The sequence below is a fragment of the Streptomyces sp. DSM 110735 genome (assembly GCF_016482685.1).
GTDB lineage: Bacteria > Actinomycetota > Actinomycetes > Streptomycetales > Streptomycetaceae > Streptomyces.
Genome location: NZ_JACYHF010000020.1, coordinates 62,880 through 87,363, shown reverse-complemented (window position 1 = coordinate 87,363; position 24,484 = coordinate 62,880). Strand labels below are relative to the sequence as shown.

23 protein-coding genes are annotated in these 24,484 nt (G+C 72.1%); 10 read left to right on the top strand and 13 right to left on the bottom strand.

What is annotated here, in order from left to right:
* Positions 1-62: 62 nt before the first annotated feature.
* From aroQ to IF655_RS25295, 6 genes are all read right to left on the bottom strand, one after another.
* A complete protein-coding gene (gene aroQ, locus IF655_RS25320) occupies positions 63-536 on the bottom strand; it encodes a type II 3-dehydroquinate dehydratase (RefSeq protein WP_199587423.1) in 474 nt (157 codons plus the stop codon).
* Positions 537-622: 86 nt separating this feature from the next.
* The gene (locus tag IF655_RS25315; protein WP_199587422.1) at positions 623-1,723 is read right to left on the bottom strand and encodes a calcium:proton antiporter; all 1,101 of its coding nucleotides are present in this window, start codon (positions 1,721-1,723) and stop codon (positions 623-625) included.
* 75 nt (positions 1,724-1,798) lie between these two features.
* Positions 1,799-2,803: a TerC family protein gene (locus IF655_RS25310; RefSeq protein ID WP_199587421.1), complete on the bottom strand. Its 1,005-nt coding sequence runs from the start codon at positions 2,801-2,803 to the stop codon at positions 1,799-1,801.
* Positions 2,804-3,079: 276 nt separating this feature from the next.
* Positions 3,080-3,658 (bottom strand): TerD family protein, encoded by a 579-nt coding sequence (locus IF655_RS25305; RefSeq protein WP_199587420.1) that lies wholly within the window; start codon positions 3,656-3,658, stop codon positions 3,080-3,082.
* 156 nt (positions 3,659-3,814) lie between these two features.
* On the bottom strand, positions 3,815-5,983 hold the full coding sequence (gene uvrB / locus IF655_RS25300; RefSeq protein WP_199587419.1) for an excinuclease ABC subunit UvrB: 2,169 nt from the start codon (positions 5,981-5,983) through the stop codon (positions 3,815-3,817).
* 39 nt (positions 5,984-6,022) lie between these two features.
* Positions 6,023-6,901 (bottom strand): MHYT domain-containing protein, encoded by an 879-nt coding sequence (locus IF655_RS25295; RefSeq protein WP_199587418.1) that lies wholly within the window; start codon positions 6,899-6,901, stop codon positions 6,023-6,025.
* Between the two features lie 281 nt (positions 6,902-7,182).
* Here IF655_RS25295 and IF655_RS25290 point away from each other — a divergent pair, with 281 nt between their 5' ends.
* From IF655_RS25290 to IF655_RS25275, 4 genes are all read left to right on the top strand, one after another.
* Positions 7,183-8,055, top strand: coding sequence for a glycerophosphodiester phosphodiesterase family protein (locus IF655_RS25290; protein WP_199587417.1), 873 nt, complete (start codon positions 7,183-7,185; stop codon positions 8,053-8,055).
* Positions 8,056-8,097: 42 nt separating this feature from the next.
* The gene (locus tag IF655_RS25285; protein ID WP_199587416.1) at positions 8,098-8,652 is read left to right on the top strand and encodes a methylated-DNA--[protein]-cysteine S-methyltransferase; all 555 of its coding nucleotides are present in this window, start codon (positions 8,098-8,100) and stop codon (positions 8,650-8,652) included.
* Between the two features lie 106 nt (positions 8,653-8,758).
* The gene (locus IF655_RS25280; protein WP_199587415.1) at positions 8,759-9,667 is read left to right on the top strand and encodes a pseudouridine-5'-phosphate glycosidase; all 909 of its coding nucleotides are present in this window, start codon (positions 8,759-8,761) and stop codon (positions 9,665-9,667) included.
* The gene (locus IF655_RS25275; RefSeq protein ID WP_199587414.1) at positions 9,652-10,653 is read left to right on the top strand and encodes a carbohydrate kinase family protein; all 1,002 of its coding nucleotides are present in this window, start codon (positions 9,652-9,654) and stop codon (positions 10,651-10,653) included. Before IF655_RS25280 ends, IF655_RS25275 begins: the two co-directional genes overlap by 16 nt.
* Positions 10,654-10,658: 5 nt before the next feature.
* Here the strand turns inward: IF655_RS25275 and IF655_RS25270 are convergent, their stop codons facing one another.
* Positions 10,659-11,453 (bottom strand): methyltransferase domain-containing protein, encoded by a 795-nt coding sequence (locus IF655_RS25270; protein WP_199587413.1) that lies wholly within the window; start codon positions 11,451-11,453, stop codon positions 10,659-10,661.
* Positions 11,454-11,632: 179 nt separating this feature from the next.
* Here IF655_RS25270 and IF655_RS25265 point away from each other — a divergent pair, with 179 nt between their 5' ends.
* A complete protein-coding gene (locus IF655_RS25265; protein ID WP_199587412.1) occupies positions 11,633-12,760 on the top strand; it encodes a magnesium and cobalt transport protein CorA in 1,128 nt (375 codons plus the stop codon).
* A 22-nt stretch (positions 12,761-12,782) separates the two neighbouring features.
* On the opposite strand, the gene IF655_RS25260 is transcribed toward IF655_RS25265, so the two are convergent.
* The gene (locus IF655_RS25260) at positions 12,783-13,415 is read right to left on the bottom strand and encodes a uridine kinase (protein WP_199587411.1); all 633 of its coding nucleotides are present in this window, start codon (positions 13,413-13,415) and stop codon (positions 12,783-12,785) included.
* A gap of 723 nt (positions 13,416-14,138) precedes the next feature.
* Here IF655_RS25260 and IF655_RS25255 point away from each other — a divergent pair.
* Both IF655_RS25255 and IF655_RS25250 read left to right on the top strand, forming a co-directional pair.
* Entirely contained in the window at positions 14,139-14,771 is a 633-nt protein-coding gene (locus IF655_RS25255) for a DUF2293 domain-containing protein (protein ID WP_307815051.1), read from the top strand.
* 231 nt (positions 14,772-15,002) lie between these two features.
* Complete coding sequence (locus IF655_RS25250) at positions 15,003-16,490, top strand: glutamate synthase subunit beta (RefSeq protein ID WP_199587409.1); 1,488 nt, start codon at positions 15,003-15,005, stop codon at positions 16,488-16,490.
* A gap of 103 nt (positions 16,491-16,593) precedes the next feature.
* Here IF655_RS25250 and IF655_RS25245 read toward each other — a convergent pair whose 3' ends face one another.
* Both IF655_RS25245 and IF655_RS25240 read right to left on the bottom strand, forming a co-directional pair.
* Positions 16,594-16,848: a DUF397 domain-containing protein gene (locus IF655_RS25245; RefSeq protein ID WP_199587408.1), complete on the bottom strand. Its 255-nt coding sequence runs from the start codon at positions 16,846-16,848 to the stop codon at positions 16,594-16,596.
* Complete coding sequence (locus IF655_RS25240) at positions 16,849-17,709, bottom strand: helix-turn-helix transcriptional regulator (RefSeq protein ID WP_199587407.1); 861 nt, start codon at positions 17,707-17,709, stop codon at positions 16,849-16,851.
* 249 nt (positions 17,710-17,958) lie between these two features.
* Here IF655_RS25240 and IF655_RS31830 point away from each other — a divergent pair, with 249 nt between their 5' ends.
* From IF655_RS31830 to IF655_RS25225, 3 genes are all read left to right on the top strand, one after another.
* Complete coding sequence (locus IF655_RS31830; protein ID WP_374100348.1) at positions 17,959-18,771, top strand: ATP-binding protein; 813 nt, start codon at positions 17,959-17,961, stop codon at positions 18,769-18,771.
* Positions 18,768-19,187 (top strand): hypothetical protein, encoded by a 420-nt coding sequence (locus IF655_RS25230; protein WP_199587441.1) that lies wholly within the window; start codon positions 18,768-18,770, stop codon positions 19,185-19,187. Before IF655_RS31830 ends, IF655_RS25230 begins: the two co-directional genes overlap by 4 nt.
* 467 nt (positions 19,188-19,654) lie before the next feature.
* Positions 19,655-21,517 (top strand): ABC transporter ATP-binding protein, encoded by a 1,863-nt coding sequence (locus IF655_RS25225; RefSeq protein WP_242488930.1) that lies wholly within the window; start codon positions 19,655-19,657, stop codon positions 21,515-21,517.
* Between the two features lie 18 nt (positions 21,518-21,535).
* Here the strand turns inward: IF655_RS25225 and IF655_RS25220 are convergent, their stop codons facing one another.
* The 3 genes from IF655_RS25220 to IF655_RS25210 form a co-directional block, all read right to left on the bottom strand.
* A complete protein-coding gene (locus tag IF655_RS25220) occupies positions 21,536-21,709 on the bottom strand; it encodes a hypothetical protein (RefSeq protein ID WP_206776421.1) in 174 nt (57 codons plus the stop codon).
* A 102-nt stretch (positions 21,710-21,811) separates the two neighbouring features.
* On the bottom strand, positions 21,812-22,435 hold the full coding sequence (locus tag IF655_RS25215; RefSeq protein ID WP_199587405.1) for a DUF899 domain-containing protein: 624 nt from the start codon (positions 22,433-22,435) through the stop codon (positions 21,812-21,814).
* A 117-nt stretch (positions 22,436-22,552) separates the two neighbouring features.
* The gene (locus tag IF655_RS25210) at positions 22,553-24,400 is read right to left on the bottom strand and encodes an FUSC family protein (protein ID WP_199587404.1); all 1,848 of its coding nucleotides are present in this window, start codon (positions 24,398-24,400) and stop codon (positions 22,553-22,555) included.
* Positions 24,401-24,484 lie beyond the last annotated feature (84 nt).

Below are 24,484 nucleotides of genomic sequence, written 5' to 3'. Positions count from 1 at the left end.
AGACGGTGGGGCGGGGGCGCGCTCCTGGGCGCCCGCCCGCCTGCATGGGTCGAGCGCGCCCGTTACGCCTCCGCCCGCGCCGCCCCCGCCAGCGTGGCCACCCGCTCGACCGCGAAGACGTAGCCCTGCACTCCGCAGCCCGCGATGACGCCGTCGGCGCGGAGCGAGACGTAGGAGTGGTGCCGGAACGACTCGCGCTGGTGGATGTTGGAGATGTGCACCTCGACGACGGGCATCCCGTCGCAGGTGTTGAGCGCGTCCAGGATCGCGACCGAGGTGTGGGAGTAGGCGCCGGGGTTGATGACGATCCCGGCGTGGCCGAGCCGTGCCTCGTGGATCCAGTCCACCAGTTCGCCCTCGTGGTTGGACTGCCGGAAGTCCACCGTGCCGCCGTACCCGGCCGCCGCCGCGACGCACATCGCCTCCACGTCGGCGAGCGTGTCCTTGCCGTAGATCTCGGGCTGCCGCTGGCCGAGGAGGTTCAGATTGGGCCCGTTGAGAATCATGATCGGGGCGCTGGCCAGGGTGCGGGGCACGGTTCCTCCGGTCCGTCAGGGGTGCGGTACTCCACGACCGCTCGTCGGACCGGTCTATCACGGCGGCTTCGGGCGGTGCCGGACGGCTACGGGTTGATCGCCAGCTCCAGGTAGGCGGCGAACACCACGAGGTGGACGCCGCCCTGGAGCGGGGTCGCGCGGCCCGGTACGACCGTCAGGGTGCCGACGATCACGGTCAGCGCGAGCAGCAGCATGTGCGTGGAGCCGAGGCCGAGCACGAGCGGTCCCGGCAGCCAGAACGAGGCGAGGGCGACGGCGGGGATGGTCAGACCGATGCTGGCCATGGCGGAGCCGAGCGCGAGGTTGAGGCTGGTCTGGACGCGGTCGCGGCGGGCGGCGCGCAGGGCGGCGATCGTCTCGGGCAGCAGCACGAGCAGGGCGATGATCACGCCGACCACCGCGTGGTGCAGCCCCGCCCGCTCGACCGCCGACTCGATGGTGGGCGACACCCCCTTGGCCAGCCCTACCACCCCGACGAGTGCAAGGCCGAGCAGCCCGAGGCTGATCCAGGCGCGGCGAGCGGTCGGGGGCTCGGCGTGCCGCCCCGCGGTGATGACGTCGCCCTCCCGGGTGACCGGCAGGAAGTAGTCGCGGTGCCGCACGGTCTGGGTGGCCACGAACAGGCCGTAGAGGATGAGCGAGGACAGCGCGGCGAAGGACAGTTGCACGCTGGAGAACTCGGGTCCGGGCTTGCTGCTGGTGAAGGTCGGCAGTACGAGGCTGAGCGTGGCCAGGGTCGCCACCGTCGCGAGGGCGGCTCCGGTGCCCTCGGGGTTGAACACCGCCGTGCCGTGGTGCAGCGAGGCGACCAGGAGGCAGAGCCCGAGGATGCCGTTGCAGGTGATCATCACGGCGGCGAACACGGTGTCCCGGGCCAGGGTGGCGCCCTTCTGTCCCCCGTCGATCATCAGGGTGACGATCAGCGCCACCTCGATGATCGTCACCGCGACGGCCAGCACCAGGGAGCCGAAGGGTTCACCCACCCGGTGGGCGACGACCTCCGCGTGGTGCACGGCCGCCAGGACGGACCCGGCGAGCACCAGGGTGATCAGTCCGACGAGCCCTCCGGGCAGCGCGCGCCCCCAGGTGAGGGCCAGCAGGACGACGGCGAGCACCGGCACGAGGAGCGTCCACCGTGCGGCGAGCGACCTGAGCCGAGTGATCATGCAGCGATGGTGGCAGAGACGGACACGCTTCGCATTCCGTCCCTGCCGGGCATCGCCCCGGGTGCCGCCCGGACGTCAGGCGTCCACGTCGGCCTTCGTCTGGTCCTTGCCGCTCTTGCCCTCGGCCGCTTCCAGGGCCGCCTGCTTCCGGGTCGCCAGCAGGCTGGTGACCGTGGTGACGATCAGGACGCCGCAGATCACGCCGAGGGAGACCGGGATGCTGATCTCCGGGACGTGGACCCCGGACTCGTGCAGGGCGTGCAGCACCAGCTTGACGCCGATGAAGCCGAGGATGATCGACAGCCCGTAGGACAGGTGCACCAGCTTGCTCAGCAGGCCGCCTATGAGGAAGTAGAGCTGCCGCAGACCCATCAGGGCGAAGGCGTTGGCGGTGAAGACGATGTACGGGTCCTGGGTCAGGCCGAAGATCGCGGGGATCGAGTCCAGCGCGAAGAGCACGTCGGTGGTGCCGATGGCCAGCATCACGACCAGCATCGGGGTCATGACCCGCTTGCCGTTCTGCTGGATCCACAGCTTGGTGCCGTGGTACCGGTCGGCCACGCCGAACCTGCGCTCGGCCGCCTTCAGGAGCTTGTTCTCCTCGTACTCCTCGTCCTCCTGGTCGGACCGGGCGTCCTGGACGAGCTTCCAGGCGGTCCAGATCAGGAAGGCGCCGAAGAGGAAGAACACCCAGGAGAAGCTGGCGATGATCGCGGCTCCGGCGGCGATGAAGACCGCCCGCAGGACCAGGGCTATGAGCACGCCGACGAGCAGTACGCGCTGCTGGTACCGCGCGGGGACGGCGAACTTCGCCATGATCAGGACGAAGACGAAGAGGTTGTCGACGCTCAGCGACTTCTCGGTGATGAAGCCGGCGAAGAACTCTCCGGCGGGGCGTCCGCCACCGAAGACGAACAGTCCGAGGCCGAAGAGTCCGGCCAGGGCGATCCAGACGGCTGTCCAGACGCCCGCTTCCTTGATGGAGACCTCGTGCGGCTTGCGGCCGATGAAGAAATCGACGGCGATCAGCGCGGCGAGGCCCGCGACGGTGAGGACCCAAAGGGTCACGGAGACTTCCACTGCACCTCCGGCATGGGATAACGGCAAACACATCAGCTTGTCGCTGCTGCCGGAGGTCTCTTCCACCCGGGAGACGGGCCGACGCCCCGGGACCGTTCAGGTCCGTACTGACGGGCGCGCCGCGATGAGGAGTACTCCCCTCCGTACGGACGACAGTACCCCAATAACCAAGGAAGAGTAAAGGGAAAAGTAAAATAAAGACCAAGTGTGCAGGTCAGACCTGCTTTACCGTTGCTTGGTCATGCCCGCTTGGTCATGCCGATCGGTCCTACCTCCCTACAGGTGCGGCAGGATCGTCGGCATCAGGTCCTGGAAGGTGCGGCCGCGGGCCGGCTCGCCGAGCGCCGTCAGCTTCCAGCCCTGGCCCGCGCGGTGGACCTTGGCCATGATCTGGGCGGTGTACTCGCCGCCGCCCGCCAGCGTGTAGCGGGCCAGCTCCTGGCCGTTGGTCTCGTCGACCAGGCGGCAGAAGGCGTTCTCCACCTCCTGGAAGGTCTGACCCGAGAACGAGTTCACGGTGAACACGATCTGGTCGACGTGGGGCGGGACGCGCTGGAGGTCCACGAGGATGGCCTCGTCGTCCCCGCCGTGGCCGACGCCGCCGACCAGGTTGTCCCCGGTGTGCCGGACGGAGCCGTCGTCGCTCACCAGGTGGCGGAAGAAGACGACGTCGACCGGCTGCTTCTCGGCGAAGAGGACCGCCGAGGCGTCCAGGTCGATCTCACGGGTGCGCGAGCCGAACAGCCCGCGCCGCTTCGCCGCCTGCCAGCCGAGCCCCATGCGGACCGCCGTCAGGCTGGCCCCGTCCTGCTTCTCCAGACTGATGGCCTGGCCCTTGGACAAGTTGACGGTCACGGCTGATTCCCCTCTCGGCGCTTCCCCTGTTGCCGCGTGTCACGCGGTTGTCAGGAACCCTACGCAGGGCCACCGAGCGTGCCGAACCCCGCCCCGTGCTTTGTGTCGGTGTTGCAACACACCGCACACGGGCGGGGTCCTGACGTGTCCAGCGGGTCAGGCGAGGCCCGCCTCCCGCATCTGGCGCAGCTCCTTCTTCATCTCGGAGACCTCGTCGCGCAGCCGGGCGGCGATCTCGAACTTCAGCTCCGCGGCGGCGGCGCGCATCCGCTCGGTCATCTCCTCGATCTGCGCTGCCAGCTCGGCCGCCGGACGGTCGGTCACCTCGGCGCCCTTGCCCCGCGCGGACTTCGTGGACTTCGCGGACTTGGAGTCGGCGGTGACCTTGCCGTTCTTCGCCGCCTTGTCGCCGAGCGACGGCACGGGTGTCTTGGCCCCCTTGCCGTCCTTCTGCTTGCGGTAGCCCGAGCCGAGCAACTGCTCGGTGTCCACCTCTTCGCGGGCGATCTGCGCGACGATGTCGTTGATCTTCTTGCGCAGCGGCTGCGGGTCGATGCCCTTGGCCTTGTTGTAGGCGATCTGCTTCTCGCGGCGCCGGTTGGTCTCGTCGATGGCCTTCGCCATCGCCGGGGTGATCTTGTCGGCGTACATGTGGACCTGGCCGGAGACGTTGCGCGCCGCGCGGCCGATGGTCTGGATCAGCGAGGTCCCCGAGCGCAGGAAACCCTCCTTGTCGGCGTCGAGGATGGCCACCAGGGACACCTCGGGCAGGTCCAGGCCCTCGCGCAGGAGGTTGATGCCGACCAGGACGTCGAACTCGCCGGAGCGCAGCTCGCGCAGCAGCTCCACGCGGCGCAGGGTGTCCACGTCGCTGTGCAGGTAGCGCACCTGGATGCCCAGCTCCAGGAAGTAGTCGGTGAGGTCCTCGGCCATCTTCTTGGTGAGCGTGGTGACCAGGACGCGTTCGTCCTTCTCGGTGCGCTCGCGGATCTCGTGCACCAGGTCGTCGATCTGGCCCTCGGTGGGCTTCACGACGACCTCGGGGTCGATCAGACCGGTGGGGCGGATGATCTGCTCCACGACACCGTCGCCGCGCGACAGCTCGTAGGCGCCCGGGGTCGCGGACAGGTAGACGGTCTGCCCGACGCGCTTCTGGAACTCCTCCCACTTCAGCGGGCGGTTGTCCAGCGCGGAGGGCAGCCGGAAGCCGTGGTCGACCAGGGTGCGCTTGCGGGAGGCGTCGCCCTCGTACATGGCGCCGATCTGGGGCACCGTGACGTGGGACTCGTCGATGACGAGCAGGAAGTCGTCCGGGAAGTAGTCCAGCAGGGTGTTGGGCGCGGAGCCGGGGAGGCGCCCGTCGAAGTGCATCGAGTAGTTCTCCACGCCGGAGCAGCTACCGATCTGGCGGAGCATCTCGATGTCGTAGGTGGTGCGCATCCGCAGCCGCTGGGCCTCCAGGAGCTTGCCCTGCTTCTCCAGCTCGGTCAGCCGCTCGCCCAGCTCCTTCTCGATGTCGTTGACCGCCCGCTCCAGGCGCTCCGGGCCGGCGATGTAGTGCGAGGCCGGGAAGACGTAGAGCTGCTGGTCGTCGGTGATGATCTCGCCGGTGACCGGGTGGAGCGTGGAGAGCGCCTCGATCTCGTCGCCGAACATCTCGATACGGACGGCGAGCTCCTCGTAGACCGGGAAGATCTCGATGGTGTCGCCGCGCACGCGGAAGGTGCCTCGGGTGAAGGCCATGTCGTTGCGCGTGTACTGGATGTCGACGAAGCGGCGCAGCAGCTCGTCGCGGTCGATCTCGTCGCCCACGCGGAGCGGGACCATGCGGTCCACGTACTCCTGCGGGGTGCCGAGGCCGTAGATGCAGGAGACGGAGGCGACCACGACCACGTCGCGGCGGGTGAGCAGGGAGTTCGTGGCCGAGTGGCGCAGGCGCTCGACCTCCTCGTTGATCGAGGAGTCCTTCTCGATGTAGGTGTCCGACTGCGGGACGTACGCCTCGGGCTGGTAGTAGTCGTAGTACGAGACGAAGTATTCGACCGCGTTGTTCGGCAGCAGCTCGCGGAACTCGTTGGCCAACTGGGCGGCCAGCGTCTTGTTCGGCGCCATCACCAGGGTGGGGCGCTGGAGCTTTTCGATCATCCACGCCGTGGTGGCGGACTTGCCGGTGCCGGTCGCGCCGAGCAGGACGACGTCCTTCTCCCCGGCCTCGATGCGCTTGGCCAGGTCGGCGATGGCCGCCGGCTGGTCGCCGCTGGGCTGGTAGGGGCTGACGACCTCGAAGGGCGCCACCGTGCGTTCGATCTGGGAAACGGGCCGCATGTCATCCACCGTACGACCCGCCACTGACAACGGACCGGGTCAGTGGCCGTGCGGGGTCCGGGAGCCCTGCGCCCCGGCGTGCCCGACGGGCTGGCGGCCCGGTCGGTGCGGCGGGCGAAGGTGCTGGTGGGAGGGGATGGTGGCGGCCGGGACGCCCGGTTTGGACTCGGCGGCCGGGCGCGGCTGCCCGCCCTTGACCATGAGCGGGTCGAACACGACGACGGCTCCGGCGAGGAGCAGCAGGGCGAGCGGTCCGACGAGGATCGGCACGAGCGCCTCGGCGGGCGCGCCGGGCGGGACGGTATGCGCGGTGTGATGCAGGTGGACGCCGAGGGCGGCCATGCCGGTGTAGTGCATGCCGGTGACGGCGAGACCGAGGACGAGGCTGGCGCCGAGGCTGCCCGCGAGACCCCGGACGCGTCCGGCGGCCCACAGGGCGGTGGTCGCGGCCGCGACGGCGATCACGACGGAGGCGGCCACGGTGAGCGTGTTGTAGGTGAAGTGGCCGCCGAAGCGGACCGCCGCCATGCCGAGGTAGTGCATTGAGGCGACGCCCAGACCGGTGATCGTGCCGCCGGTGACGAGCGAGGTGCGGTCGGTGCCCCGGTAACCGACGATGAAGATCCCGACGCCGACCATGACGACGGCGAGTCCGAGGCTCGCCCAGGTCATGGGACCGTCGAAGCGGAGCGGCGTTCCGTCGATGGAGAAGCCCATCATGGCGATGAAGTGCATGGTCCAGACGCCGGAGCCGATCGCGACCGACCCGAGCGCCAGCCACGCCGCCCGCCACACGCGTGTGACCAGCAGGGACCGTGCCACACAGCGCAGCCCGAGAGCGCCGCCGAGGCATGCCATCACATAGCCCACAAGAGGGGTCGCCACCCCATAGTCGAAGCCGTCGACCGTGCCCTGCATCCGCGGCTGCCCTTCCGCCCAAACGTGTAACCGGAACCCCCGGAACACTCCCCTGGCCCAGGACCGCGGCTGGCGGTCGGGGTTGACGCAGAGAGTATGACCGCCACCGGAATGGTCGAATGATTATCCGGCAAAGAATCACGGGCTTACCCCACTTGTGCGGCAGAGGTGTGCGCGGTTGGCCCACACCGTTCATCCTGTGGCCCTGCTGCGCCCGCGTGCCGTTGACGCTCTGCTGTCACTCTGGTGCTGTCGGTATTCGCTGGACGTGAGGAGTACCCATGCACGCGCACGCAGTCGCCGCAGTGGCCACCGCGGCCCTGGGAACGGCTGTCCTGCTGGCCCCCGCCTCCGACGCGCGGCCGGCCCGGGCCGTGACCCAGCCCACGGTGATCGCCCACCGGGGCGCCTCCGCGTACGCGCCCGAGAACACGCTGGCCTCCATCGACAAGGCCGCGAAGCTGGGCTTCACCTGGGTCGAGAACGACGTGCAGCGCACCAAGGACGGCCGCCTGGTCGTCATCCACGACGACAACCTGGCGCGCACCACCAATGTCGAGAAGGTCTTCCCGCACCGCGCGCCCTGGAAGGTGAAGGACTTCACCGCCGCCGAGATCGCCCGCCTGGACGCGGGCAGTTGGTACTCCCCCAAGTACGCGGGCACGCGCGTGCCGACGCTGGAGCAGTACATGCGCCGTGTCGAGCACAACCACGAGAGTCTGCTCCTGGAGGTCAAGAACCCCGAGCTGTACCCCGGCATGGAGCAGCAGATCCTGAAGTCCCTGGGCAACGAGGGCTGGCTGGACAAGGCGCATCTGAAGCGGCTGATCGTGCAGAGCTTCAGCGGGAGCAGCGTGCGCAAGGTGCACCAGCTCAAGCCCGCCGTGACCACCGCCCTGCTGGGCCGCCCGGCGGTGACCAGGCTGAACGTGTACGCGCGTTACGTCGACCTGATCAACCCCTCCCACGGCACCATCTCCACCAGTTACGTCTCCACCGTGCACGCCTTCACCGGGGCGCACGGCAAGCCGCTGCGGGTCTTCGCCTGGACGGTCAACGACGCGGCCACGGCACGCAAGGTCCGGAACTACGGCGTGAACGGCGTCATCACCAACAAGCCGGACGTGGTGCGGGCGGCACTGAGCGCGTACTGAACCGCGAGGGGCGTTGTCAGTGCCTGGTCGTACGGTGGGCGCATGGACAGCCATGGGCAGGACGAGCAGCGGGTCGTGTGGACCGTCATGGACACCGGCATCGGCCCGCTGATGCTGGCGGCGACCCGCCAGGGAGTGGTCAACGTCGTCTTCCACGCCACGGACGCGATCCGCGAGCGCGTCCTCGAGCGGCTGACGGCCAGGCTGGGCGCCGAGCCCGTCGAGGACCCGGACGCCCCGCTGCTCGCGGAGGCGATACGGCAGGTCGAGGCGTATCTCGCCGGTGAGCGCCGCGACTTCGACCTGCCCCTGGACTGGTCGCTGATCTCCGGCTTCAACCGGGAGGTGCTGCGCGAGCTGGCCTCCGGCGTCCCCTACGGCACGGTGGTGGGCTACGGCGACCTCGCGGGCCGGGTCGGGCAGCCCGGCGGGGCGCAGGCGGTGGGCGCGGCGATGGGCGCCAACCCGCTGCCCGTAATCGTGCCGTGTCACCGGGTCGTGGAGAGCGACGGCGGGATCGGCGGTTTCGGGGGCGGTCTGGAGACCAAGCGCCGATTGCTCGCGCTGGAGGGCGTGCTGCCGGAACCGCTGTTCTGACGGCCCCGCATCCGGGGTTCCGTCCAGCCAGGCGCCCCCGGTCCGTTTAGCCGGGCGCCCCGCCCGCCAGAAAGGGAGTGGGGACCGACTGACAGGAGGCGGGCACATGGTGCTGGTGATGTCGGAGGAAGTCCGGGAGGCGATGTCCGCCGGACGGCCGGTGGTGGCCCTGGAATCGACGATCATCGCGCACGGACTGCCCCGCCCGGACAACCTGAGGGTCGGCCTGGAGCTGGAGGACGCGGTACGCCGGGAGGGCGCCGTGCCGGCGACCGTCGCCGTGCTGGACGGACGCCCCCGAGTCGGCCTCACCAAGGACGAGCTGGAGCGGGTCGCGGGCGAGGACGCGATCAGAAAGCTGAGCCACCGCGATCTGCCCCTGGCGGTCGCCGCGGGGGCGAGCGGCGCCACCACGGTGTCGGCGACGGCCCGGCTCGCGGCACTGGCAGGCATCCGGGTGTTCGCCACCGGGGGTCTCGGCGGGGTGCACCGGCAGTGGACGCTCACCCAGGACGAGTCGGCGGACCTGGGCCTGCTGGCCCGCACCCGGATCACCGTGGTGTGCGCGGGGGTCAAGTCGATCCTGGACGTACCGGCGACCCTGGAGCGCCTGGAGACACTGGGCGTGAGCGTCGCCGGTTACCGCACGGACCGGTTCCCCGGCTTCTATCTGTCGGACTCCGGCCATCCGGTGGACTGGACGCTGGACGGCCCGGAGCAGGTGGCCGAGGTGATGCGGGCCCAGGACGCGCTCGGCGCGCAGGAGTCGGCGCTCATCGTCGCCAACCCGGTCCCGCCGGAGCAGCAGCTCGATCCCGGGCTGCACGCGCGCGTGCTCGCCGAGGCACTGGACGCCTGCGAGCGCGAGGGCGTCACCGGCCAGGCGGTCACCCCGTTCCTGCTGGGCTACCTGGTCCGGCACACGGACGGGGCGTCGCTGCGGGCCAACCTGTCGGCGGTGCGCGGCAATGTACGGCTGGCGGCGCGGATCGCCCTGGCGTGGGCCGGGGAGTGACCGGCCCGGCGGGCGGTCTCCTGGTCGTCGGTGACGTGATCACCGACATCGTGGCCCGGCATCCGGGACCGCTCGCGACCGGCACCGACACCGCCGCCGCGATCCGCACGCTGCCGGGCGGCGCGGGCGCCAACGTGGCCTGCTGGGCCGCCCACACGGGCTGTGCGGACGTACGGCTGCTGGCGCGGGTCGGCGCGGACACGGCGCGCTGGCACGAGCGGGAACTGCGCGCGGCCGGGGTGCACCCCCGCCTGGTGGTCGATCCGGTGGCGCCGACCGGCACCGTGATCTGCCTGGTCGACGCCGGGGCGGCGGCCGAGCGCACGTTCCTCACGTGCAGCGGCGCCTCGCTGCGGCTCGAACCCGCCGACTGGTCGGACGCGTTGCTCGACGGCGTCGGCAGACTGCATCTGTCGGGTTATCTGCTGTTCGCGGAGTCGAGCCGGGAGCTGGCGCGGAGGGCGCTCGCCGCGGCACGCGCGCGTGGCGTACCGGTCAGCCTCGACCCCGCCTCGGCGGGCTTCCTCGCGGAACTCGGTGTGGACCGCTTCCTCGCGTTCGCACGTGACCTGGACGTGCTGCTGCCCAGCCGGGACGAGGCGTGTCTGCTGACCTGCCGGACCGACTGGGCGGACGCGGCGGCCGAGTTGAGCGGGCTGGTCCCGGTCGTGGTGGCCAAGTCGGGGGCGGAGGGAGCGCTGGTGGCCCGGTCCGGCTCGGTCCGGGCGCGGATTCCGGCCGTACCTGCCGTTCCCCGGGACACCACGGGCGCGGGTGACGCGTTCACCGGGGCGTTCCTCGCCGCCCTGGTCGCGGGCGCGTCCGTCGAGGAGGCGGCGCAGCGGGGGTGTCTGGCCGGGGCGCGGGCGGTGGAGCGGGTGGGAGGTCGGCCACCGACTCCGCCGCCGAGTACGGGAGACACCACCGCCCCCGAGCCGTACGAGGCGCACCGGTCGGACCCCGCGGCGCCCGCACCCGGCCCGTGAGGACGTCAGTCCTTGCGTCCCCACGCCGAGATCATCGGGGCCGTGGCGAGGTCCATGCCGCCCGCTTCCACGTGGGCCAGGTGCCGGTCGATCTCCTCGTCGGTGGCGATCCCCGCCGCGACGAGCCGGTCCCGGATCTGCCGGACGGTGGCGGACTCCAGGGCGGTGCAGGCGGGTGAGGTGACGGGGAAGTACGCGTCGGCTTCCACCTCGCGCAGCCCGGCGTCACGGAGCAGGCGCGGGAGCTTGCGGCCGTAAGAGAGGTCGGCGCCGCGCCCGGCGAGCAGGGTGCGGAAGCCCTGCCGCAGCCGGTTCGCCAGCTCCTGCTCGGGGCCGTACTCGTCGGGGCAGAGGAGGGGCTGCAGGGCGGGGTCGGCGTCCTCGACGAGCAGATGGCCGCCCGGCTTCAGCGCGTCGATCATCGAGCGCAACGCCCGTTCCCGGTCGGGGACATGGACGAGGACCAGCCGGGCGTGCACCAGGTCGAAGCGTTGCCCGGGCGGCTCCTCGGTGCCCACGTCGTGGACCAGGACCCGGACCGGGGGCCGGGCCGCGGCGGCGAGCCGGGTGGTGTCGATGTCGGTGGCGACGACCTCGCCGGTGGGGCCGACCTTCCGGGCCAGCCAGGACACGACGGATGTGCCGCCTGCTCCGACTTCCCAGCAGCGCTGACCGGGGCCGATGCCGAGGCGTTCGAGGTGGCGGAAGGTCGTGGGATCGAAGAGGGAGGCGAAGGCGTCGAAGCGTTCCTGCGCCTCCGTCTGGCGGTTGTCCAGAAGGTATCCGTCGGGTCGCGTCATGTCGTGATCATTCCAGCAAACGCCTGCTCCACGCCCCTCGGCGTCCCGTTGTCCACAGGCGGGAACAAAGCGGAACTCCCTGTTCCCACAGGCTTTTCCGCGCTGGTCGCAGGACTGGCACACTGGCCGGGCAAGGCGCGAAAGCGTCACGTGAGGAGATCCAGGGCAAGGAGATCCAGATGACCATGGCGGGCAATCTGCGGAAGGTCACGGGGCTGAGCGGAGTCGGCGGCCTGCGCAAGGTGGCACGGCTGGCCAGACGGCGCCCCCGGGTCGACCTGAGCCACCCGGCCAGGTCACCCCTGGGTTCCTCGGTGGTCAACTGCGTGACGTACCAGGAGGGTGTCCGGGTGCCCGGCGCCATAGATCTGGTCGACGCGGTGCGGACGGTCCGCAAGAGCGGGGAGGGCTTCGTCTGGCTGGGGCTGCACGAGCCGACGGCCCAGGAGTTCGCGGGCATCGCCGAGCTGTTCGACCTGCATCCGCTGGCGGTGGAGGACGCGGTGGAGGCCCACCAGCGCCCGAAGCTGGAGCGGTACGGAGAGACGCTGTTCGCGGTCTTCAAAACGGTCTGTTACGTGGAGCACGAGCAACTGACGGCGACCAGCGAGGTCGTGGACACCGGCGAGATCATGGTGTTCCTCGGCGAGGACTTCGTCGTCACCGTGCGGCACGGACGGCACGGCTCTCTGGGCCCGCTGCGGGAGGAACTGGAGGCGCGTCCGGAACAGCTCGCGAAGGGTCCGGCGGCAGTGCTGTACGCCATCGCGGACCATGTCGTGGACGAGTACCTGAACGTCACGGACGCGGTGCAGGGGGACATCGACCTGGTCGAGACGGACGTGTTCGCGGAGAACGGCGCGCGCACGGACCCCGGCCGCATCTACCAGATGAAGCGCGAACTGCTGGAGCTGAAGCGGGCGGTGGTGCCGCTCGGACGACCGCTGGAGGATCTGGCGACCCGGCCGATACGGGTGGTGGACCCGGAGATCCAGGCGTACTTCCGGGACGTGCTCGACCACTTGATACGGGCCCGGGACCAGATCGCCGCGTTCGACGAACTGCTCAACTCGATCCTCCAGGCGCATCTGGCGCAGGTGACGGTCGCGCAGAACGAGGACATGCGGAAGATCACGGCCTGGGCGGCGGTGATCGCCGTGCCGACGATGGTGTGCGGTGTGTACGGCATGAACTTCAAGCACATGCCGGAGCTGGACTGGCGGTTCGGCTATCCGCTCGTCATGTCCGTGACCGCGTTGTTCTGTGCGGTGGTCTACCGGGGCTTCCGGCGCAACGGCTGGCTCTGACACCGGGCGGTCCGGCGGCGGGTCAGCCGTTCCAGGCGGGGTGGCGGGGGTCGTCGGCGCGCACCAGGACGTCGGCCGTGCCGACGGGGTCGGTCTCCGTCTCGTAGCGGGCGAAGGCGGGGAGCGTCCAGTGGTCGGCCTCCGGAGTGCGGCGGCGCAGGGCGCCCGGAGACAGAAGGAGGTGGACGGTCAGATCGAAGGGGAACCAGTGACGCAGAAGGAGGGGGCCATGCGCCAACAGCACCGCACCGGGCGGTAGTCGGACGTACGGACTGCGGGTGGCACGGTCGGTGTCCGCGTCCCACAGGTCCGGCAGCACCCGCCCGTCGCCACCGGGGTCCAGCGGCCCGAAGACCTCCCGCCAGAGCGCGCCCGTGTCGAACCAGCCGCTGTAGTACGACTCCTCGTCCCGCCGTCCGTGTTCGAGGCGCAGCGAGGCCGGGCGCAGAAAGCCCTCGGTACCGACGACGAGCGAGGGGCGTCCCCGGACCCGTAGCGCCTCCGCGACCCGCTCCGCGAGGTCTCCCGGCCGCGCGGCAGGCGCCCCGTCGAAGCCCACCCGCGTCCAGGCACTCCCGTCGGCGGTCTCCAGACCGCCGATCCGGTCGGCGAGCCGCTCCGCGAGCCGGTCCCAGGTGATCGCTTCGAGTCGCACGGGCCCATGATGCATGGTCCTGCCGGACGGGGCGGGGTCAGGGAGGGGGCTCTGGGCAGGCAGCGACGGTTGCCCGGCGAGACGGCGGGGATCGGCGGCGCGGGGTGAGTGAGAGGGGTGGAGATGGCGCGGGCGCCGGGCGAGTACAGGACGGGAACCGCACAGTGCCGTGCGCCTGCGAGGTCGGGGTAGGGGCGGGAATCGCACTGGCCCCTGGCGATTGCGGGGTGGGTGCGGCGCCAGGGACCGCACGGGCGCCGAGCGACTGCGGGGTGTGCGCGGGAACGGGACCCGTGCGGACGCCGGGCGCCCTGCGAGGTGGGGGGCGGGAGGGGCCGCACGGACGCCGGGCGCTGCGGGGTGGGCCCGGGGATGGGGACCGCACGGGCGCCGGGCGAGTACGGCCGAATTCCGGGTGGTCCGGCACGGGACGGGGGTGCTGTCACGGGGAATGAACCGCGTATGGCAGGCCCCGCCACTCCCCCGCCCTTCGGTTCACCCGAGGATGTCGTCCCCGGTGCCCCCGCCGGACGCGCCTCGCATGCGGGGCTCGGCTCTCCCGAGAGGGTCGGCGCTTCCGAAGGGCTCGCCTCCCCCACCGCCTCCGCTTCCCCCGACCCCCTCGCCGCCCCAGGCGAACTCGTCGTCGTCCAGCCCCTGCGGCGCAAGCGGTGTGCGGGGTGTCGGGGTGGGCCGTTGTCGTTGGTCGTGATGGAGGAGGGGGTGCCGCGTTGTCTGGACTGTGCGGATCTGGGGCATCTCGTGTTCCTGCCTCGGGGTGATGCCGCGCTGACGCGCAGGGCGCGGGAGGAGAGCGCGCTGTGGGCGGTGGTGGTGCGGTTCAACCGGCGCAGGAGCCGGTACGAGCGGCAGGGGGTGCTGGTGGAAGAGGCCGCGCTGGCCCGTGCCGAGGCGCGCTGTCTGGCGGACGCCGAGGCGAGGCGGCGGCGGAGGGCGCGGGACGCGGGGCGCAGGGCGGTGGAGGACGAGCGGTTCGTGGCGGAGTTCGCGGCGCAGGTGCGGCGGCTGTTCCCTGGGTGTCCCGCCGAGCGGGCTCTGGCCATCGCGGCGCACGCGGGGGCCCGGGGCAGTGGGCGGGTCGGGCGGAGTGCGGCGGGGCGGGCGTTGTCCGAGGAGGCGGTGACCTCGGCGGTGGTGGCGTCGGTGCGGCACGTGGACACGCCGTACGACCGGTTGATCATGAGCGGGGTGCCGAGAGGGGAGGCCAGGGAGCGGATCGCGGAGGACGTGCGGGAGGTGGTGCGGGGATGGGGCGGACGACCGCTGCGTATCCCCGCCGCCGGGCACCGCGCGAGAGGGGCCGGAACGACGAGCAGGACCAGCGAGAAGAGGTGATCGGATGAACCGCCGCCGGGGTGCCGTGCGGCTCGGTGAAAGGGGAGGTCCGCCGCTCTGCGTGGGCGTCGGGCGCGACGTATCGTGGCCGGAAGAGTCCCCAGAGAGCGCTCCGGGGCAGTGTCGCAGCAGCGCCGGGCGACCGCCGGGTGATCCCGCCCCGATGACGCGCGGCCCGTCGTACCCCAGGTACCCCCAGCCCCCCGGTATCCGTATACGAGGAATACGCCGATGGCCGATCCCAAGGGGTTCATGACCACCCAGCGCGAGGAATGGCCGCGGCGGTCCGTCGAGGAGCGGGCGCGGGACTGGGGCGAGGTCTACGTCCCGGGGGCGCTGTTGCCGATCATCAGCGCGCAGGCGGATCGCTGTATGGACTGCGGGGTGCCGTTCTGCCACGAGGCGTGTCCGCTGGGGAATCTGATCCCCGAGTGGAACGACCTGGTGGCGCGGTCGGACTGGCGCGCGGCGAGTGACCGGCTGCACGCGACGAACAACTTCCCGGAGTTCACCGGGCGGTTGTGTCCGGCGCCGTGCGAGGCGGGGTGTGTGCTGGCGATCAACCAGCCCGCGGTGACCATCAAGAACGTCGAGTGCGCGATCGCGGATCGCGCCTGGGAGGAGGGCTTCGTGCCGCCCCGGCCACCGGAGCGGCTGTCGGGGAAGACCGTGGCGGTGATCGGTTCGGGTCCCGCCGGGCTGGCGGCGGCGCAGCAGTTGACGCGGGCGGGGCACACGGTCGCGGTGTACGAGAGGGACGACCGGATCGGCGGTCTGATGCGGTACGGCATCCCCGAGTTCAAGATGGAGAAGCGGCAACTGGAGCGGCGGCTGGAGCAGATGGAGGCGGAGGGCACCCGGTTCCGTACGTCGGTGACGGTCGGGCGGGACGTCCCGGCGACGGAGCTGCGGGCGCGGTACGACGCGGTGGTGATCGCGACGGGCGCCACGGCGTGGCGGGAACTGGTGGTGCCGGGGCGGGAGCTGGCCGGGATACATCAGGCGATGGAGTATCTGCCGCTGGCCAACAAGGTGCGCGAGGGCGATCTGGCGGTCTCGCCGCTGTCGGCGCAGGGCAGGCATGTGGTGATCGTGGGCGGCGGGGACACCGGGGCGGACTGCCTGGGGACGGCGGTGCGCGAGGGTGCCGCGTCGGTGACCCAGCTCGACATCTACGCCCAGCCGCCCGAGGCGCGCGACGAGGACGCCGAGCCGTGGCCGACGTACCCGAAGCTCTACCGGCTGTCGGCGGCGCACGAGGAGGCGCGGGAGTTGCGGACGGCACCGGCGGCGGACGCGGACGCGCGGCTGTTCGCGGCGTCGACGCTCCGTTTCACCGGGGACGCCGAAGGGCATGTGCGGGCGCTGCACCTGGTCGAGGTGGACGAGCGGCGGAGCCCGCTGCCGGACACGGAGCGGACGCTCCCCGCCGATCTGGTGCTGCTGGCGCTCGGCTTCTCCGGGCCGGACCGGGAGGACGGGCTGATCGACCAGTTGGGGCTGCGGACGGAGCCGCGCGGGACGCTCGCCCGGGACGGCGGTTTCGGGACCGGGGTCCCCGGCGTGTTCGTCGCCGGGGACGCGGCTCGTGGTCAGTCGCTGATCGTGTGGGCGATAGCGGAGGGGCGGTCGGTGGCGGCGGCCGTGGACCGCTATCTCACCGGCGAGTCCTGGTTGCCGGCGCCGATATCGCCGTACGACAGGCCGATGGCCGTGTAGTCGTGGATCGGTGGAGGAGGGAAGGGACGGAAAAGAGTTGACGGGTGGTCGGGTCTATGGCGGGCCAAGGGAGGTGGTCATGAGTCAAAAACAGTGAGCGGGATCAGGAGAGCAGGAAGTCCGCCTCCCCCGCCTTGGCGCCCTCGATGAAGGCGGTCATCTCGGCCGTGGTGTATATGAGCGCGGGGCCGTCCGGGTCGGTGGACTGGCGGAGGGCGATGCGGCCGTCGGCGAGCTTCATCGCCTCCAGGCAGTTGCCCCCGTTGCCCCCGCTCCACGGCTTGTGCCAGCCGATGCTGCCCAGCTCCCGCGCGGGCATACCGTTGTAGACACGACCGCGCGGATTGATGCGATCCATTCACAGCTCCTTGCGGAGATCCCGCAGGATCTCCTTCGTGCGTTGTGCCGTAGCGGCCTGGGCCGCCATGCGGTCCATGACCTCGAGGTGGCCGGCCACCTCGGAGCGCGCGTCCAGGTAGACGGCGCCGGTCAGGTACTCGCTGTAGACCATGTCCGGCAGTTCTGACATGGCGAATCGGAACAGCACGAAGGGCCCGTACGTGCCCGGGTGCGGCCCGTCGGCGAACGGGGCCACCTGGAGCGTCACATTGGGCAGCTTCGTGGCCTCGAGCAACTTGTCGATCTGCCGACGCATCACCTCCGGGCCGCCGACCGGGCGGCGCAGGGCGGTCTCGTCCATGACGGCCCAGAAGCGGGGCGCGTCCGGCCGGGTGAGCAGGTCCTGACGGCGCATCCGCAGGGCGACGTGCCGCTCGATGTCGTCGGGGCTGGTCTGGCCGATGGCGCCCGACTCGAGCACTCCGCGCGCGTAGTCCTCGGTCTGGAGCAGACCGGGCACGAAGTGCGGTTCGTAGGAGCGGATGAGGGAGGCTGCCTCCTCCAGGCTGACGTACATGGAGAACCAGCCGGGCAGGATGTCGTGGAACCGCTGCCACCAGCCGGGTCTGTTGGCGTCCTCGGCGAGGCGGACGAAGAGTTCGGCCTCGTCGTCGGGCACACCGTATGCCTTCAGGAGCAGTTGCAGGTACGGGATCTTGAGGGAGACCTCGGCCATCTCCATCCGGCGCACGGTGGCGGGGGCGACGTGGAGGATGTGTGCGGCCTCCTCGCGCTTCAGCCCGGCACGTTCCCGCAGCTCCAGCAGGCGTCGGCCGAGGACCACCTGACCCACGGTCGGCGCGGACCGCGGTTCGCTCACGTGCCACCTCCGACTGACATCCCGCTCCGGCAAAGAATCGCGGCAGCGCCGGGGCGCCGGGCACCGTGTCCCGACAGCCCTGCGGCGCCGTTCGAAGACGCGTACGTGGATCCGGCCGGATCGACGACGGTCTCAATTGGCGCCGCGCGACGTGCTGTTGTCAGCAGTGTGCCACGGCGCTTCACCGCGTCACACAGCACTCTGCATTTTTCAGAGTGACACTTGCCAAGTGTTCACGGCGGGGAGATAGTGGCAAGCGTGATTCCGTCCGCGCCCTTAGGAACAGACTCCGCCGCAGACCGGCCCGGTCTCGGTGTCGCCACCGGAGAAGCCCCGGTCAGGGGCGCCACCAAGCGACGGTTCCGCTTCGAGCTGGCCGCACATCCGACGTCCTCCGCCGAGGCCCGACGCGTGACGCGCGCCCGGCTGAAGGGCTGGTCGGTGTGCGCGGACACGTGTGACAGCGCCGCCCTGGTGGTGTCCGAGCTGGTCACCAACGCGATCATGCACACCGCGAGCAGCCGGGTCGTGTGCGAGCTGCACGACCAGGACGACGTGGTGCGCATAGCCGTGCGCGACGAGGGATGTGCGCCCGGCGATCCCCACCCGGCACAGCAGCGGCCCGACGAGGAGCACGGGAGGGGGTTGCTTCTCGTGGACGCGCTGTGCCGGGCCTGGGGCACCCGGCGGCAGGGTCCCGGTCTGCTGGTGTGGGCGGAGCTGCCGAGGGAGGGCGACGCGGAGGAGCCCGCCCCGCACGAGGCCGTTCATCACGGGGCGTACGACACGGCGCACCTCACCGCCGACGAGCTGTTCGCCGCCTACGCCGGGGCGGACGACGCCGACGACGTCGCCCCTGCCGGAACCCGGGAGCACGCTCCCGCCCGCGATCCCCGCTGCGACCTCGGCTGGGGTGTGCGGCCGAAGCCGGACCCGTCGCCCGTTCCGGGTGAGGACGAGTCCGCCGGTCCCGCCGCCCGGCGCGGCGACACGGTTCCGGCCCAGCGGACCGGGCGCGGCGCGCTGCCGTCGGTGCGGATCCAGACGTGGGCCGTCCCATGACCGGCGCCGGGCAGCCACTGGGGCTCGACACGCTGGTCAAGCTGGGGCGTCGTCGTCACTTGTCCGTACCGACCGGTCGGCCTGTCCTCCCCGAGGGCATGACGACCCCGCTCGGCATGGACGCCGTGGCGGTGCCGGACCGGCTCGGTGCCCTGCTGCTGCCCCGGCTGCCGCGCGTGGGCTGTGTGTACGCCGACGCCACGCACTGGTGGTGGATCGTCCCCGCCGACTCCGACTACGCCCTCTCCTGGCCTTCCCCGGCGCACTACGCCACCGGCGCCCCCGTCCCCACCACCGCGCGCCTCCTCCACCACCCCGAGGGCACGATCCCCTACACCCCGCCGATCCCTCTGTACCTCGCCCTCTGCCGGGCGACAGGCACGACCCCGGACTGGTCCCGCCCGCTGTCGGCCTGATCCGAGGGGCCGGGCCCTCCGGGAGCCGGGCAAGAGGCGAAGCCGCCGAGGGCACGCTCCGGCACCTCCCCGGCGTAGGACCCGGGCCCGCGTGGCCGCCACCCGCGCCCGCGCGCCCCGCCCGCCCGGAAGGCACCCCGCCCCGATCCGGCTGCTCGCTGCCCGAGCCAGAGGCTCCGCCCGTCCCCACCCCGCCCCGGAACCCCGCCACCATGCGCCCGGCATGACCTCGTCGCGCCCCGCCCCTGCGCGACCCCGCCCCGGAAGGCACCGTTCCGGCGCGCGTCGCACTCCCCCCGCGCCCCCCGCACCCCCGCTCGCGCCCTGCCCGTGTCGGTGGTGGGTCGGGATAGTGGCCGTTCGGGCGTGGCGGCGGGAGGTTCGGGGTGGGGCGGAGGCGGGGGCGGGACGAGACCGAGGTGTCGGAGTCGGAGCGGCTGCTGTTCGGGGGACCGCTCAGGTACGACATGGGGTGGAACGAGCACTCGCAGGCGTTCCTGGAGCTGAGCTTCAAGGCGATGGTGCGGCGGCTGCCGGGGATGCTGGGGTCCAGTCTGCGGCTGGCGCGGCGGGCGGACCCGGTGGCCGCGCGGACCGTGCTGGCCGCCGAGGTGGGCCGGGGTGTGGCGCAGGCGGTGAGTCTGCTGGCCGTGAACAGCGCGCTCGGCAGCCTGCTGACCGGCCCGGACATCGAGGAGCGGCTGCGGTCGGCGGCACCGGCGCTGGCGGTGATGGCCGCCATGATGCTGGTCGCCGCGCTGCTGCGAGCCGCCTCGACCTACGCGACCGGGCGCCTTGAGCCCAAGGTGGAGCGCGTGGCGACCGAGCTGTATCTGGAACGCGCCGCCAACGTGGAGCTGGCCGCGATCGAGGACCACGCCTTCCACAAGCTGCTGGACACCGCGCAGTACGGCGCCCGCTCGGCGCGGCACATGATCTCCTACAGCGCCCGCGTGATCAACGCGCTGATCTCCCTGATCGCTGCCGCCGGTGTGCTGACCGTCCTGCATCCGGCGCTGCTGCCGCTGCTGGTCACCATGACCCTGCCGAGCGCCTGGAGCTCCCTGACCATCGCGCGGCGCCGCTACGAGTCGTTCCACGTCTGGGTGCAGCACGCCCGGGCCGGGCAGCTCATCGGCAGTCTGCTCACCGAGCAGGGTGCGGCGCCCGAGATCCGGGTGCACGGGGTCGGGCCGTTCCTGCTGCGGCACTACCGGTCGATGTCGGAGACGGCGGAGGCGGAGCAGGCGCGGCTGTCACGGCTGGCCGCGCGGACCGGGCTGGTCGCCGCCGCCTGGACCGGTCTCGCGACGCTCGCCACGTACGCCACGCTCGGCGGGCTGCTGGTCGCGGGCGCGATGGCGCTGTCGGTGGCGGGTACGGCGGTGATCGCGATCCGGACCGGCGCGGCGAGCCTGGACACGCTGGTGCTGGAGATCAACCAGTTGCACGAGGAGGCGCTCTTCGTGGGCGACCTGGAGCGGATGTACGCGGAGGCGGCGGAGCGGGCGATCCCGGTCGGCGGGGAGGAGCTGCCGGAGGACCCGAAGGAGATCCGGTTCGAGGACGTCACCTTCAGCTACCCGGGCGAGAACACCCGCCCGGCCCTCGACGGCGTCAGCCTCAGCCTGCCGACGGGACGGATCATCGCGCTGGTCGGTGAGAACGGCTCGGGCAAGACCACCCTGGTCAAGCTGCTGGCGGGGCTGTACACCCCGGACCGGGGCCGCATCCTGTGGGACGGCGTGGACGCGGCGCGGGCCGACCGGCGGGCGCTGGCGGAGCGGGTCGCGATGGTGGCGCAGGACTTCAAGCGCTGGCCGTTCACCGCGAAGGTGAACGTGGCCGTCGGCCGCTCGTCGGTGCCCATGACCAAGGAGCGGCTGGAGGCGTCGGTGGCCGAGGCGGGCGCCGAGGAGGTGGTGGCCGCGCTCCCGAACGGGCTGGACACCCTGCTGGCGCGCAATTTCAGCGGCGGCCACGAGCTGTCCGGCGGTCAGTGGCAGCGCCTGGGCATCGCGCGGGCCGCCTACCGGCGCGGCGACATCCTGATCGTGGACGAGCCGACGGCGGCGCTGGACGCGCGGGCCGAGCTGGCGGTGTTCGAGAAGATCCGGGCGCTGGCGGGCAGCGGGCAGACCGTCGTACTGATCACCCACCGGCTGGCGTCCGTACGCCACGCCGATCTGGTGCACGTGCTGGAGCGCGGGCGGCTCGTGGAGTCCGGGACGCCGGAGGAGCTGCTGGCCGGGGGCGGGGTGTACGCGGAGCTGTACGCGCTCCAGGCGGACCAGTTCACGGCGCCGGTGCCGACGCCCCGGTCCGCGTGAGCGGGTCGCCCGTAGGTCTCAGTCGGCGCCCTCCGGTCTCCGCAGGATCACCAGGAACGTGTCCGTGGCCAGGTCCATCACGACCTCCGCGGGCAGCCCTTCGAGGCGTCGCGCGTGCGCGAACTCCTCCGCCGGCCATGATCCGCGCGGTCCACCGGCGGGAAAGCGCCCGAGCTCCGTTCGCCCGTTCACCATCTCGCACCTCCAGAAGACGTCGTACTTCATGGAAGTCAACGCTTCGAAGGGGGTGATCGCCTCGGCCGGTGACGGGACTGAGACATTGCCGACACCGAGTCAGTGCGCACCGCCACCGTTCGGGTGCCTGCCGAGCGCGGTCAGGTCGAGCAGCCCCGGGACGGCGCCGAGTCCGTCCAGGACGTCGTCGTCGTGGACCGAGTAGGTGTGGAAGACCCGGTCGCGCTCGCGCAGGAAGCAGCTCAGCCCGGGGCGTTCGACCGGGCGTCCCTCCTGCTCCACGGTCGCCTCGAAGTCGCGGTTGAAGTCACCGAGCGCCGAGGAGTACCAGGGCACCGCCCAGCCCATCCGCGCCTTGTACGGCAGGATCCGGGTGAACGGCGCGCGGGAGACGGCGGCGAACGCGGTGTCGTGGGCGCGCAGCCGGTCGAGGTGGCCCAGTTGGTCGAGGAAGGCGGCGCAGCAGGGGCAGCCCTGCGTCCACTCCGGGGCGAACATGAAGTGGTGGACGACGAGTTGGGTCTGGCCGTCGAAGAGGTCGAGCAGGGTGGCCTTGCCGTCGCCGCCCTCGAAGACGTACTCCGGGTCGACCTCCACGACGGGCAGCCGCCGCCGCTCGGCGTCGAGCGCGTCCCGGGCCCGGGCGACCGCCTCCTCCTTGCGCCGTAACTCCTCGCGCGCCGCGCGCCACTCCTCGCGGGTGACGATCTCCGGAAGCGACATGGGCCCTCCTGCCTGTCCGACGGTCGGTGTCGTGGTGCTGACCGCGGGCGGGGGCGGAACTCATCGCGGGGCGCCGGGATTTCTTCGCGGGTTTCCCGGCGCCCGGATGCGGGCGGGTCAGGCGGCCGGGAGCACCCGCCAGTCCCGTCCGCCGCTGTCCAGCTCGCGCAGGGCTTCCTGGAGCCGGTCGGTGTGGCGCGGGGTGAGACGACCGGTGTCGTCGAGGTGGACCGCGCAGGCGGTGGTGGTGTCCACGAGCCGTTCCAGGGCGGTGGCCACCGCGCCGGTGTCGCGGGTGTGCCGGGCGAGGGCGGGCAGTTCGGCGGCGGCGACCGCCATGGCGGTGTGCGCCTCGGCGAGCGTGCGGTACGCCTCGCGGCGCAGCGCCCAGCGTTCGGAGCGGTCGCCGGACTCGGCCATGACGTGCGCGAGGTAGGCGTGGGCGGCGGTCCCGGCGGCGGCGAGCCGCGCCCGTACGCCCGCGCCCCGTTTCCCCGGCATCGGCAGATGTCCGACGATCAGCACCAGCGCGCAGGCCAGCGTGGTCTCCGCGATCCGGCTGACACTCGCCTGCGGTTCGCCGCCGATCATGATCAGGGCGAGGACGAGGACGGTGACGACGGCGGTCAGCGCGGCGAAGTGCCGGGTGGAGACGGGCAGCAGCGCCCCGCACACCGCGACCAGCACGATCAGCCCGAAGGGCCGGGGCAGCACCGCGGCGAACCCGGCGAAGACGAGTGCGCCGAGCACGGTGCCCGCCGCCCGGCACAGCACCCGGGAGGCGAGCGGACCGAGGTCGGGCTTGACGAGGAAGACGGCGGTGACGGGCAGCCAGTACCAGTGCTGGTGTCTGCCGTACCAGCCGCTCTGGTGCAGCGCCTGGGCGATGCCCGCGGCCGCGCCGAAGGAGAGGGCGACCCGCAGCCCGTACTCGCGTCCCCCGGTGCCGAACGCGGCCCGCAGCGCGCGCCGGAGCGCCCACGGGCGCACGAGCAGCCGGTGTGCGCCGCCGTCGGCCCGGTCGAACGTCTCGGCGGCGCGCAGCAGCGCGTCGTCCAGGGCGCGCAGGGCGGGCGTGGTGCGGGCGGGGGCGGGCAGCGGTCCCGTCCCGGTGTTGCCGCGCACGGCGGCGGCGAGCCGCCGGGGTCCGGCGGAAGCCCGCGCGGAGAGGGGTTCACCGGCCCAGAAGAGGGCGGTGGCGGCCTCGGCGAGCGGGAGCGCGGCGACGTACTGCGCGTGCAGCTTCCGTTCGGGAGCCAGGGTGGCGTAGCGGCGCAGCCGGGGTCCGGCCAGGGCGTCCTGGGCGCGGTCGAGGGCGGCGGTGAGCGCGGCGCGGCGGGCGGTGGCGTCGGGTCCGCCGACGGCGTCGAGCAGACCGGCGATGGCGTCGTACACCTCCGCGACCGCCGTCCGTTCGCCCTCGAAGCGCAGGTCGGAGACGAGCGAGCCGGGGGTGGGCAGGGCGAGGCGCAGCAGGAGCAGCCACGCAGCTCCGGCGAGGAAGGCGAGGGCGCGCTGCCAGCCGCTCTCTGGGCTGGGCATTCCGGCGCCGATGGCGGCGGTGACGAGCAACTGGGTCGCGGAGGCGGAGGCCAGCGGTCCGACGGCGCTGAGCGAGCCGGCGACCAGACCGAGCAGGGCGAGGACGAGCGTCAGCGGTACGGCGGGCAGACGCTCGCCCGCGCCGGTGCCGACGAGCAGGCCGAGACCGCCCGCGAGCGCGGGGACGGCGAGGCTGCGGACGGCGAGGCGGCGACCGCCGGGGCGGTCGTTGATCCCGGCGAGCATGGCGCCGGTGGCGGCGAGGACGCCGTCCGCGACGTGTCCGGCCAGGACGCCCGCGAGCAGCAGCGGTCCGGCGGCGAGCGCGCCACGGGCGACCGCGCTCCAGGGGACGGGCCCGCGCTGGGCGCGGAAGGCATGGGCGAGCCAAGGCGGCAGTGACCGGGCGGCGGGGCGCGACACGGGGCTCCTGTTCGTACGAGGGCGGGGGCGTGCCTTCGGACGACGGTGGCCGGGCTGGTGCCGCCTTCCACAGTACGGGGCGTT